The organism is Finegoldia magna ATCC 53516 (assembly GCF_000159695.1).
GTDB lineage: Bacteria > Bacillota > Clostridia > Tissierellales > Peptoniphilaceae > Finegoldia > Finegoldia magna_F.
Genome location: NZ_CM000955.1, coordinates 100541 through 113013, shown reverse-complemented (window position 1 = coordinate 113013; position 12473 = coordinate 100541). Strand labels below are relative to the sequence as shown.

10 protein-coding genes and 1 pseudogene are annotated in these 12473 nt (G+C 30.1%); 8 read left to right on the top strand and 3 right to left on the bottom strand.

What is annotated here, in order from left to right:
• Window positions 1–5 precede the first annotated feature (5 nt).
• The 8 genes and pseudogenes from HMPREF0391_RS00465 (at window position 6) to HMPREF0391_RS00430 (ending at window position 9537) form a co-directional block, all read left to right on the top strand.
• Window positions 6–983, top strand: coding sequence for a helix-turn-helix domain-containing protein (locus HMPREF0391_RS00465; RefSeq protein ID WP_002834822.1), 978 nt, complete (start codon window positions 6–8; stop codon window positions 981–983).
• 66 nt (window positions 984–1049) lie between these two features.
• Window positions 1050–1640 (top strand): MptD family putative ECF transporter S component, encoded by a 591-nt coding sequence (locus HMPREF0391_RS00460; RefSeq protein ID WP_002834820.1) that lies wholly within the window; start codon window positions 1050–1052, stop codon window positions 1638–1640.
• Window positions 1637–2308: an energy-coupling factor transporter transmembrane component T family protein gene (locus HMPREF0391_RS00455; RefSeq protein ID WP_002834816.1), complete on the top strand. Its 672-nt coding sequence runs from the start codon at window positions 1637–1639 to the stop codon at window positions 2306–2308. The genes HMPREF0391_RS00460 and HMPREF0391_RS00455 overlap by 4 nt, the downstream gene beginning before the upstream one ends.
• 1 nt (window position 2309) lies before the next feature.
• Window positions 2310–3773: an ABC transporter ATP-binding protein gene (locus tag HMPREF0391_RS00450; RefSeq protein ID WP_002834815.1), complete on the top strand. Its 1464-nt coding sequence runs from the start codon at window positions 2310–2312 to the stop codon at window positions 3771–3773.
• A complete protein-coding gene (locus HMPREF0391_RS00445) occupies window positions 3773–5494 on the top strand; it encodes an ABC transporter ATP-binding protein (protein ID WP_002834814.1) in 1722 nt (573 codons plus the stop codon). The genes HMPREF0391_RS00450 and HMPREF0391_RS00445 overlap by 1 nt, the downstream gene beginning before the upstream one ends.
• Window positions 5487–7223, top strand: coding sequence for an ABC transporter ATP-binding protein (locus tag HMPREF0391_RS00440; protein ID WP_035109018.1), 1737 nt, complete (start codon window positions 5487–5489; stop codon window positions 7221–7223). The genes HMPREF0391_RS00445 and HMPREF0391_RS00440 overlap by 8 nt, the downstream gene beginning before the upstream one ends.
• A 30-nt stretch (window positions 7224–7253) precedes the next feature.
• Window positions 7254–7979 (top strand): annotated as a pseudogene (locus tag HMPREF0391_RS09520) (hypothetical protein); the annotation flags it as partial.
• Between the two features lie 388 nt (window positions 7980–8367).
• Complete coding sequence (locus tag HMPREF0391_RS00430; protein WP_196218489.1) at window positions 8368–9537, top strand: IS256 family transposase; 1170 nt, start codon at window positions 8368–8370, stop codon at window positions 9535–9537.
• Between the two features lie 229 nt (window positions 9538–9766).
• Here HMPREF0391_RS00430 and HMPREF0391_RS00425 read toward each other — a convergent pair whose 3' ends face one another.
• The 3 genes from HMPREF0391_RS00425 to HMPREF0391_RS00415 all read right to left on the bottom strand — a co-directional run bounded on the left by HMPREF0391_RS00425 (window position 9767) and on the right by HMPREF0391_RS00415 (window position 12459).
• Complete coding sequence (locus HMPREF0391_RS00425) at window positions 9767–10732, bottom strand: IS3 family transposase (protein ID WP_155105095.1); 966 nt, start codon at window positions 10730–10732, stop codon at window positions 9767–9769.
• Window positions 10666–11205 (bottom strand): helix-turn-helix domain-containing protein, encoded by a 540-nt coding sequence (locus tag HMPREF0391_RS00420; RefSeq protein ID WP_002834810.1) that lies wholly within the window; start codon window positions 11203–11205, stop codon window positions 10666–10668. The genes HMPREF0391_RS00425 and HMPREF0391_RS00420 overlap by 67 nt, the downstream gene beginning before the upstream one ends.
• 261 nt (window positions 11206–11466) lie before the next feature.
• A complete protein-coding gene (locus HMPREF0391_RS00415; RefSeq protein ID WP_002834808.1) occupies window positions 11467–12459 on the bottom strand; it encodes a helix-turn-helix domain-containing protein in 993 nt (330 codons plus the stop codon).
• Window positions 12460–12473 lie beyond the last annotated feature (14 nt).

The following is a 12473-nucleotide window of genomic DNA, read 5'->3' as shown; positions in this document are numbered from 1 at the left end:
TTTTTATGGGTAAGGAGTTAATGTGCCATCTTTATGGAAGAAATTTAGAAAAAATAATAGAAAATTCTAAAGGGAGAATTTGCGAATTTCATAATTTGGAAAATGGAAAGTATATAGTTTCGAAGTACGAAATTTTCAAAGGGGTAACAGTTTTTTATAATGATATACACACTTCTGTCATAAAGAAAAAATTATCAAAAAATTTAAATCAAAGCTATGAGATTAATCATTGTAGAGAAGGAAGATTTGAATGCGTGTTAAGCGATGGAACTATTACTTATATGGAATCGGGAGATTTTGCAATCAATGAAAGTAGTAACAGCTCTGAGGAATCTTTTTTTCCTATATCTCATTATCATGGTGTGACTTTTTATATTAATCCAAAAGAATTTGATAGCGAAATATATTTTTTAGAGGAAATGTTAGGGATTAAATTTGAAGTTGTTTTAAGAAAATTATGCAATAAGGACAAAGTTTTTGTACAAAGAGCTACTCAGCATATTGAACATATTTTTTATGAAGTTTATAAAGTTCCAGATGAAATTCTAATTGAATATCTAAGGATAAAATTTCAAGAACTTTTCCTATATATTTCAAGCCTTGATACCAGTAACAAGGTAAGCGATAGGAAATATTTTATTAAGACAAATGTTGATATTGTAAAGAAAATAGATGAATTTATAAAGAATAATTACGAAAAAAATATAACTTATGATAAACTATCAGAAATCTTTAAGATAAATTCTACCACAATGAAATCTTGCTATAAGAGTGTTTTTGGGCAAACAATTAAGGAAGCTATAACAAGTAAAAGATTGGAGGTAGCAGCTGATTTTTTGAATAATACATCAATTTCAATTACGGAAATTGCTATTAGGGTAGGTTTCACAGATCATGCTAAATTTTCAAATACTTTTAAAAATAAGTTTAATCTCACTCCTTCAGAATATAGAAAAATATCTAAAACAGCACATTTAGTCTAAATAGTCAAGAAAATAAGCTTAGTCTATTATAGAATGATAACAGCTATCAACTAAGGAGGTTGAATTATGGAAAGTAAAAAATTAACTATAAAAGATTTGGCAACCATAGGAATCTTTTCTGCAATCATGATTGTTGTATTCATTGCTTTTTCAATGATCACAGGGGCATCATTATTTTTCAATATGATTTTTAATGCTGTGTTTACTGCACTAATTTTAGGACCATTTTTTGTTTATATGGCTATGAAAGTAGGCAAACCGGGAGTTGCACTAATTTATAATATTATACAAGCTATATTAGCAACTGTCTTTATGGGTCCTTTTATGATTCCATGGTTTGTAGGTGGCGGGATAATTGCAGAGTTATCTATGCTTGGTACAGATAGCTATAGGAATATAAAAAGAATTACTATTGCTTGGATAATTACATCATTAACTAGAGCGGCTCATGGTATGAGCGAAATATGGTTTTTTAAAGATGCTTTCATTAAGTCTGGCGTATCTCCAGAACAAGTTCAAATACAAACTCAGTATTATACAAATCCTAAATGGATTCTTATTTCTTTAGCATGTACTATTGTGGCGGCAATTATTGGTTGCTATTTAGGAAATAAGATGACAGAAAAGCATTTTAAAAAGACAGGCATAATAAAATGATGCATTTGGACTTACGTTCCAAATTAGTAGTATTTTTAAGTACAGTATTTTTGGTTTCAGTATTGTCCAAAGATACTGTACTTTTTTTATTAGCCGCCATTCTAGTTATTTATGTATCACTGCAAGGATATAGCAAATCTACTATAAAACTAATTATTGCAATGGGTGTTTTAAGTTTTTTGAGATTTGTCTCAAATGGTGAAGGTTTTGGCATTTTGATTCCAGATATGTTTCTGTTTATGGTTATAAGAACATTAGTTATAGTTCTATCAGTAATACCAATTTTAAAAACACCTCCAGGAGAGATAATGGCAATAATGAAAAAAATGAAAATTCATAGAAATGTTGCTTTGCCACTTATTTTCATGATGAGATTTTTCCCAGTAGTTAAAAGTGAGTTTAAAGAAATTATCGACTCATTGAGATTAAGGGGATTAATTTCTATTAAAAAACCATTTTTAACGATGGAATATTTATTTGTTCCTATGATGTTTTCATCTTCAAAAATAGCTGAAGAACTTGCCGCCGCATCGGAAGTAAGAGGAATTTCTGCATCTGGAAAACATAGCTCAAGAAGAGAAATAAAATTTAGAAATCTTGATGTTATTGTTTGTTTAATCACCATATTTATCACAATGAGCATGATTTTCCTGGAGAGGAGTTATTAAGATGATCAATTTAAAAAATGTAAGCTTTGCCTACAGTAAAGATTCAGCAAACATCTTAAAAAATATTAATTTGGAAGTTAATGATGGAGAATGTGTTGCCTTTATAGGGGCGAGTGGTTGTGGGAAAACTACCCTTACAAGACTTATAAATGGTCTTGCTTATAAATTTTATGGAGGGAAATTAAAGGGGGAAATTTCCATAGATGGAATAAATCCCATGGGAAAAGAATTATATGAAATAGGAAGGAAAGTAGGATCTATTTTTCAAAATCCCAAGAGTCAATTTTTTGCAGAAAATGTAGAAGATGAAATTGCCTTCGGGCTTGAAAATTATGGGATAGAAAGAGAAAAAATAGATGAAATAATCAATAATTCCTTAAAATCTATTAATGGAGAAAATTTAAAAGATAAAAACTTATTTAGTCTTTCAAGTGGAGAAAGACAAAAAATAGCAATTGCTTCAATAAATGCACTTAATCCACCTATTTATGTTTTTGATGAACCGTCTGCTAACCTAGATATGAAAAGTGTAGAAGCTTTAAGAAAACTTATGCTTTTATTAAAGAAAAATAAAAAGACAATAATCATTTCAGAGCATAGGCTATACTACCTTAGAGGAGTAGTGGATAAATATTATTATCTTGAAAATGGGGAAATTAGCAATGTTTTTACAGAGGAAGAACTATTATCAAAAAGTGAAGATTTTTTCAATAAGTTAGGATTAAGATTCTTTTCTTTAAATAAAATATCTCCTAAAATAAATAAGTTAAAAGAAATAAATTCTATAAACTTAGAAAAAATTTCTTTTTCCTATAATAAGAATGTCCTTATAAAAGATTTGACATACGAATTTAAAAGTGGAAATATTTATGGAATTATTGGGGATAATGGCATAGGCAAATCTACTCTGTTTAAAATTTTAAGTGGACTTATGAAAAAAGATAGTGGTTTTATATCTATAAATGGAGAAAAATTAAACAAAAGAAATAGGCAAAAAAGAATATACTACCTGTCAAATAATCCTGATAGTAATCTTTTTGAAGTTTCAGCAGAAGACGAGTTAAAACTAAATAATAAAGATGCAGATACAGATAAAATATTAGCTGATTTTAACTTGGAAAATGTAAAAGACATCCATCCACAAATCATGTCAGGCGGACAAAAACAAAGATTAACTATCGCTTCAGCAGAACTTTTAGAAAGAGATGTTTATTTATTTGATGAGCCAACAAGTGGTTTAGATGGACATAATATGCAAATTATTTCAGAAAGAATGAAGAAATTACAAGAAAAAGAAAAAATTATACTTATAATTTCCCATGATTATGAATTTTTGTGTAATTCCTGCAATAAAATTCTTTATCTAGACGGATACTCTTTTGAGGAATTTTCTACAAAGGAGGATAAAGAAAAAATATTAGCTATATTAATGGGAAAAAAATTTAATATTAAGGAGGGGATTTGATGGATCTAATAAAACAATATGTAAAAAAGAGAAAAGGCTCATATTTTATGTCAATCTTACTGGCAATAATTGGAGTAGTGGCTGGGCTTTTTTCTTATATTTTTATGGCGAAAATTGTTGTGAATTTGATTAATGGCGTAAGCGACATGAATTTATACACTCCACTTTGCATAAGTATTTTAATAACATTTGTTATTAAAGAAGTGGCAGCAGGAATATCAACAAGTATTTCCCATACGGCAACCTTTAATTCATTAGGAGAAATTAGAAATGATATTTCCAAAAAATTATTTAAGATGCCACTAGGAGATGTATTATCAAGAACATCTGGAGAATTAAAAAATATTATAGTTGAGCAAGTTGATTCTATGGAAACTTCACTTGCCCACCTTGTTCCAGAATTTACGGCAAACTTAGTAGGACCTGTTCTATTATTTATTTATATGTTTACCTTAGATTGGCGATTGACCTTGCTATCACTAATTCCTTTTGTAGTAGGAATGGCTACCATGATGTCTGTTATGAATGCTCATTATAAGGAAATGTTTGGAAAGTCAGTTGCCATTGGTCAACATATGAATAATTCCATTGTTGAGTATATAAATGGGATAGAAGTAATAAAGACATTTAATCAAAGCGAATCATCTTATAAAAAATATGCTGATGCAGTTTATGATAATGCAAGCTTTTATTATAACTGGATGGGTGAATCTATGAATAGGGTTGCCATAGGTAGATTACTTTCTCCTATGGGAATTATTACAATCATACCATTTGGGATTTTATTTTATATAAATGGAAGTATTGAGTTAGGAAATTTAATTACCTTAATCGTCTTATCCTTTGCTACAGTTTCTAGCATTTTAAAAATCATGAACTATATGGATGATATGTCAAGAATATCAACTATAACTTCTGAAATAGGAAAGATTTTAGATTCAAGAGAGTTAGAAAATATTGACAAGGGAGAAAAAATAGAATCCTATAATATAGAACTTCAAGACGTAGACTTTTCTTACGATGGAAAAAATAAGGTTATAGATAATCTTTCTATGGAAATAAAAGAATCTTCTGTTTCAGCCCTCGTTGGTCCTTCGGGATCAGGCAAGTCAACAATAGCAAAACTTATTGCTGGTTTTTGGAATGTAGATAAGGGATCTATTAAAATTGGCGGAGTAGAAACAAAAGATGTGTCGCTCGAAAACTTGTCTTCACTTATTTCTTTTGTATCCCAAGACAATTTCCTCTTTGATATGACTATAAAGGAAAATATTAGGCTTGGAAATAAGAATGCCTCTGACGAAGAAATTACAGATGTATGTAAAAAATCTGCCTGCCATGATTTTATTATGAATCTATCTAATGGTTATGATACAAGAGTTGGTGAAGGTGGAGGTCATCTATCTGGAGGAGAAAGACAAAGAATATCTATTGCTCGTGCCATGCTAAAAAATGCACCAATCGTAATTTTAGATGAAGCAACTTCTTATATAGATCCTGAAAATGAAGCTCTCATACAAAACGCCTTGGCAAATCTAGTTAAGGGTAAAACTTTAATCATAATCGCTCATAGGTTAAAGACAATTGTTGATGCCGATAGGATATTCGTTATTAAAGATGGTAAATTGAATTCTTATGGTACTCATGAAGAACTATTAAAGTCATCAGAACTTTATAAGGAAATGTATGCTGCAAATTTAAGGGGTGATGAAAATGCTTAATGTGTTTAAAAAGATATGGAATTTTTCAAAAGAAGAACAGGTATATATTAAGAAATCTATTCTCGCTGGATTTTTGCACGCAGTATTTAATGCCCTTGAGTTTGGTGCAATTTACTATATGCTAGTAAATATTTTCTCTAAAACTTTAGACTATAAGGCTATCTTTGTTTGTCTTGGAATATTAGTTATATCCCTTGTTGGAAAGATAATGACACAAAAATCATCACAAATGGCACAAACACACGCTGGATATTTTATGGCAGCTCATAAGAGGATAGAAATAGGAGAAAAAATAAAAAGAGTTCCTATGGGTTTCTTTTCAAGCTTTTCACTAGGAAGATTAACTACTATTGCTACATCTTCACTTTCCCAAGCAGAAATGTGGGTGCCTATGCTTTTGGTTCTTGTACTTGGTGGAGTTTTAAATACTTTAGTTTTTGTCCTTGGAACTTTAATTTTTAACGTAAAGGTAGGACTGGTTGCTGTAGCAGGTGTGGTAGTATTTTTCATCGTTACATCAATGATGGAGAAAAAATCATCAGCTAATGCAGATAAAATGACAGAAACACAAACAAGACTTACAAAAGAAGTATTAGCAACTTTACAAGGAATGCAGGTTATAAAATCCTATAATCTTGGTGGAGAAAATAACAGAGCTTTGAGAAAGTCTATAAAAGATACATCAAATATACTTTTAGATTTAGAAATATCTGTAGCACCATACACAGTTATTCAAAGAATTGTAATGGGAATAACAACAGTAGCTATGGTCTATGTATCATTAAAATTAAATTTATCTGGTGAACTTCCACTTGCTGAAACAATTCTTATGATTATGGCGTCCTTTATTATCTTTGAAGGCTTAATCGGGGCAGGATCAAACATTGCAATCCTAAGAGCTTGCGAAAATGCCATAGATTCTGTAGGTTTTATCGACTCTATGCCTGATATGAGAGAAGGAAGTATTACAGATCCAATAAAAAATCATGATATTGTCTTTAAAAATGTCAGCTTTTCTTATGATGACAGACCAATTTTAAAAAATGTATCAGCAGAGATAAAAGAAAATACCATGACTGCCATAGTTGGTCCATCTGGATCTGGTAAAACAACATTTTGTAATCTAATAGCGAGATTTTGGGATGTGAATTCTGGTGAAATATTAATAGGTGGAAAAAATATTAAGGATTATAAGATGGAAAATCTTATGAATTCAATTTCCATGGTCTTTCAAGACGTCTATCTATTTGAGGATACAATTGAAAACAATATAAAATTTGGAAAACAAAATGCAAGCCATGAAGAAGTAGTTCAGGCTGCTAAAAAAGCAAGATGTCATGAATTTATAGAAGCTTTACCAGAAGGATATGACACTATCATCGGAGAAGGCGGAGCAAGTCTATCTGGCGGAGAAAAACAAAGAATCTCCATAGCAAGAGCCATGCTAAAAGATGCGGACATCATAATCTTTGATGAAGCCACAGCAAGTATAGATCCAGAAAATGAAGATAAGCTTAAAGAAGCAATAGAATCATTAACAAAAAACAAAACAGTAATTATGATTGCCCACAGACTAAAGACAATTAGAAATGCTGACCAGATTTTAGTCTTAAAAGATGGAGAAATAGTAGAACGTGGAAATCACGAAGAACTGATTAAAAATAATGGACTTTATTCTGACCTTATAAATACAAAAGCTAAGGCGGAAACATGGAGATTAAATAATTGATGGAAAGAAATATTTAAAGTCTTTGAATAAGAAAATATAGATACTTTGACAATGAATGGAGAATTACTATTAACAATATTAAGTTCAGTAGCTCAACAAGAAGTAGAAAATAACTCAGCCCATGTAAAAAAGAGGATTGAAAATGAAAATGGAAAAGGGGGAGCTTATTGGTTTTCAAGGTTGGCTTAGTTATGATTATGACCCTACAACAAAAAGTATCTCTATAAAAGAAGAAGAAATAAATGATAATACTTTAGTCAAAGATTTGAAAAAGTTAGAAAACCAATTAAATAGAATCATTAGTCAAGAAAGAAAGTTAGTTGATCTTCATTTAGAAGATAATATAGATGAAGAAGTTTATACTAAAAAGTATAAAAAACTTACAAAACAAAAAGAAGAATTACTTGATGAAAAGAAAACACTGGAACTAACAATAAAAGATGAAAGTTTTATTAAAGAAAGACTAAAGCAATTTAAAAAGATCTTAGAGAATAGAGAAATTATAGAGGAATTTAACAGAACAGTATTTGAAAGCATATTTGAAAAAGTTGTGGTAGGCAGAATTGACAAAGAAGGAACAGTCCATCCATATGACTTAACATTCTATTTCAAAACAGGAGTAAAAGATAGTCTAGATTCAAATAATTTCAAAGATAAAAGAAAAAATGCCAAAGACAATGATATTGATAAATTGTGCTCCACAAGAATGACGAGGATAAAAAAATATGTTCCCAAGTAAAAGACAACGCACGTTGAAGCCCTAGCCATACTTGTCAAGAAGCGAAGCTACACTCAAAAGTAAGGCAGGTCTTATGCAAAGATTTTCCAAGAGAAGCGACCGAATAGGAAGCTTTGATTGGCAGAAATCGACTGCTGAAGCTATAGCGTTGATACAAAAGATGTAAATTTAGAAATCCTGCATTTTAAGCAGTTTAATAAGCATTTTGTATTTGAAAAAGCTGAAGAATGACCTGAACCCGTAAACACGGAATAATTTATTAATATTTTAAGCGGAATGTAATCTGTACATAACAGGAGACTGTGAAATAGTTTGTGTATAGAATCCTCCTGATATAATAGTAATCAGGAGGATTTTAAAATGCCAAGAAAAAGACCAGAAACTAGACTCAACAAAATATCCAAGATGTTAATTGAAGAATATCAACCAGAAACAGTACAAGATTTACAAGAAGCTTTGAAAGATCTTCTAGGAGACACAATGGAACAAATGTTAAAAGCAGAGTTAGATGAACATCTAGATTATGAATATGGTGAAAAACCACTGTCATTAAACACAAGAAATGGATCAAGTAAAAAAACAGTTAAATCATCATACGGAAACATAGACCTAAACATCCCACGAGACAGAGAAGGATCCTTTGAGCCACAAGCATTGAAAAAATATCAAAAAGACATATCAAACATAGAAAACCAAATAATATCTATGTATGCAAAAGGAATGACAACAAGAGACATATCAACACACATAAAAGAAATCTATGGATTTGGAATATCAGAATCCATGGTAAGCAAAATAACAAATAAAATACTACCAACTATTGAAGAATGGCAAAATAGACCATTAGAAAAAGTATATCCATTTGTATTTTTAGATGCAATACACTATCATGTAAGAGAAAATAACATAGTAGTAAAAAAAGCAGTATATATAGCACTAGGATACAATACAGAAGGATACAAAGAAATACTTGGAATGTGGGTAGGAGAAAATGAATCAAGTAAATACTGGCTATTGGTATTAAATCAATTAAAAGAACGAGGATTAGAAGATATATTAATAGTCTCAACAGATAATTTATCAGGATTTAGCCAAGCAATAGAAAGTGTATATCCAAAAACAGAAATTCAAAAATGCATAATTCATCAAATAAGAAATTCAACAAAATTCGTATCATATAGAGATATAAAAGAGCTAATGAAAGACTTAAAAACAGTATACAAAGCATCAACAGAAGAACTAGCACTAAGTAATCTAGATATATTTGAAGAAAAATGGGGCAAAAAATACCCAATGTGTGTAAATTCATGGAGAAATAACTGGGCTGAATTATCAACATATTTCAAATATCCAGAAGGAATAAGAAAACTAATATATACAACAAATAGCATAGAAAACTTTAATAGACAACTTAGAAAAGTAACAAAAAACAAAACAATATTTCCAAGTGACTACGCCCTACAAAAAAGCTTGTATCTAGCGATGGTAGATGCTTCAAGTAAATGGACGAGTAGAATAAGAGGATGGGATCAAATATTGTCACAACTATCAATATTTTTTGAAGGCAGAATCTAAATTTTGCCATAAAGATAATAAAAAATTTGAATCATTCAATCAAGAGTAAAGGTATAGCCCTGGTCTGACGACCAGCTCTTGACAGAAATCTTCAAATTTTTAAGAAATACAATTAGGCAAAAAGGGAGATTTTTAGAAAAATCTTGACCTTTTAGTTTAATTGTGCCAAAATTAGGTTACAAATATCTGAACTTTCAGATTTTAGTAATAAAAGTATATTTTTTAAAAATCAAAAAAATATCAGCTCACAACCTATCAGGAGGAGCTGATACACAAAACTTTTCACATACCCCATAACAGGGGACATTCCGTTTAATTTTGTTTTAATTCTATCTTCATTGTACCATTTAATATATTTTTCTATCTCACTTATCAAATGATCATAACTAGTAAAATCCTCTCCATAATACATTTCTTGTTTTAATATTCCAAAGAAGTTCTCCATTGGAGAATTGTCTAGACAATTCCCTTTTCTTGACATACTTTGCCTAATATTCATTTTTTCTAGTTTTTTAGTCCAAGAACTGTGTTGATAATGAAATCCTTGGTCTGAGTGTATTATTAGTTTACTTATATCTTTTGTTTTATTTATTGCTTTTTCTAACATTGTATTGGTTAATTTAGTTGTTGGATGATTGCTTAATGTATAGCTAATTATTTCGCTGTTGTATAGGTCTAGTATTGGTGATAGATAGAGTTTTTCTTCTTTGCCTCTCAATCTAAATTCTGTTACATCTGTTAACCATAATTGATTTGGTTTAGTAGCGCTAAATTGTCTTCTTACAATATTATCTGCTACTTTACCTATTTGTCCCTTGTATGATGAGTATTTTCTTGATCTATTTTTAAATTTAGTACATAGCAAGGATTCTTCTCTCATTATTCTTAAGACTTTTTTATGATTGATATTAAATCCTTTATTTTTTAATACCATAGTTACTCTTCTATAGCCATATCTACCTTTTGACACTTCTATTATTGTTTTAATTTCATCTTTAACTTCCTTGTCTTTATCTACTGGATTTTCTAGTTTTATTTTCCATTCATAGTATGATGATTTTAGTAATTTAGCTATTTTTAGCCATTCACTTACTTTACTTTGTGGATTTTCTTTTAGAAGTTTGAGGATTATCTTTGTCTTTTCCTTGCTTCTGCTTCCTCTTCCAGTAGCAAGGCTCGTAGCTTTTTTTCGTATATTATCTTCATTTTGAGAAGTCTATTTTCTTCCCTTAACCTTATTAATTCTTCTTTTTCGGTTTCGTTTATTGGAGTGTTAAGTTTAGACTTATTATTTGTTTTGGTCATGTCTTTTTTAGGCCTTTCTCTTTTATCTTCTAGCCCAGAAAGACCATGTTCTTGATAAGTTTTCTCCCATCTGCATACCATAGATTCATTTACAAGGTCGAAGTGCTCTACAGTCTCTCTAAGCGAAGTATTATTGATTTGCCTATATTGTATTACAGATAACTTAAATTCACTAGTGTAATTATTATTTTTTAACTTTTTAGATAAGTTATCAAATCCTCCAGATTTGTATTTATTTATCCAGTTCCGCATGGTTGAATATGGAATATCATATTTTTTAGCCACACTTTTATGACCCCCTGTTTTTCCTGATAAATATTCTAGTACTAATTTTATTTTAAATTCTTTTGTGTATTTTGGCATACAAAAACCCCTCCATCCGTATTCCGGATTTTGGGGTTCAGCTCAGAAGCATATGTAAAAAAGACTCAAAAAAAACTACATGGATGTAAGAGTAGTTTTGAGACTAGTATGATGAAACAAAAAAAATATAATTAACTCATTTTGTACTTTCTACAAGAGTAGCTAAAAAGGCTGCTCTTTTTTTGCTTTTTACCAAACTTATACATACCTATACAAATATCTATAAACTCATATAAAAACATGGCTTGTAAAAAAATAATTTTAATCACAATAATCGCATTTTAACTTGTGATGTTTGCAAGCTAAATTACGAACCTCACTAGGAAGTTTTCCCTTGTACCTTTTGTAATAAATGGAAAATTTGCTAGCAGATGAATATCCAACAGATTCTGCAATTTCCTTTATAGGAAGTTCGGTATTTAAGAGAAGAGTTTCAGCCACATTCATTCTTTTTCTTTGAGTGTATTCTGTAATGCTTTGACCATATTTTTCTTTGAAAAAATTTTTTAATTTGGTTCCACTCATTTTAGATATTTTTTCAAGAGTTTCTTGATTTACATTCATGGCGAAATGGTCATCTAAGAATCTTGCTACATCTTCAAGTGCTTTATTATCATCAGACTCAATTTTATATTTCTTCCTATTTAAGTATGTGTCAATAACTATACTCACCCATTCATTTGCTTTGGCTTTAAAGAAAAAATCGGCAGCAGGGGCATTCATCTTACAATTCAAGATTTCCATTGCCACTTTTTCTAGGGCCTTTGTAAGTATAATTTGATTAGTTTGAAGTAAGTTCGAATAAAAAGATTCTGGATCAATATTAATGGATGATAGGTGCTTTTCCAAAAGTTCTCTTTTAAAGCCTATAGAAACAGCAAGATAATAGCAGTTCTCATGTAATAAAAATAGGAAGTCATCTTTTATATTATCAAAATCAAGAGTACATAATGAGTTTGCCGTCAAAGTTTGATATGGATTAAACTTTTCTCCATTTGCGCTGACAATGTAGCTTGAATATATTGACACATAATCTGCCATACTATACGTGCTATTTTGAACTACTTCTTCTTTGATATAAAAATCATGGACATCAATAATAAATCCATCTCCTTCATAAAACCAATACAGGCCTTCTGCGTAAGTTAAGTCTTCCTTATTCCAACAAAAAGTGTGCCCTGCACTTGAGTATTTCTTATTGTTTTTACACTCATCTACTTTCATATAATCTTTTACAAAATCGTAATATGTCATAATACACCTATCCC

Coding starts and splice junctions, on each gene's coding strand:
- HMPREF0391_RS00465 (WP_002834822.1), top strand. CDS start 6: ATGGGTAAGGAGTTAATGTGCCATCTTTATGGAAGAAATTTAGAAAAA.
- HMPREF0391_RS00460 (WP_002834820.1), top strand. CDS start 1,050: ATGGAAAGTAAAAAATTAACTATAAAAGATTTGGCAACCATAGGAATC.
- HMPREF0391_RS00455 (WP_002834816.1), top strand. CDS start 1,637: ATGATGCATTTGGACTTACGTTCCAAATTAGTAGTATTTTTAAGTACA.
- HMPREF0391_RS00450 (WP_002834815.1), top strand. CDS start 2,310: ATGATCAATTTAAAAAATGTAAGCTTTGCCTACAGTAAAGATTCAGCA.
- HMPREF0391_RS00445 (WP_002834814.1), top strand. CDS start 3,773: ATGGATCTAATAAAACAATATGTAAAAAAGAGAAAAGGCTCATATTTT.
- HMPREF0391_RS00440 (WP_035109018.1), top strand. CDS start 5,487: ATGCTTAATGTGTTTAAAAAGATATGGAATTTTTCAAAAGAAGAACAG.
- HMPREF0391_RS00430 (WP_196218489.1), top strand. CDS start 8,368: ATGTTAATTGAAGAATATCAACCAGAAACAGTACAAGATTTACAAGAA.
- HMPREF0391_RS00420 (WP_002834810.1), bottom strand. CDS start 11,205: ATGCCAAAATACACAAAAGAATTTAAAATAAAATTAGTACTAGAATAT.
- HMPREF0391_RS00415 (WP_002834808.1), bottom strand. CDS start 12,459: ATGACATATTACGATTTTGTAAAAGATTATATGAAAGTAGATGAGTGT.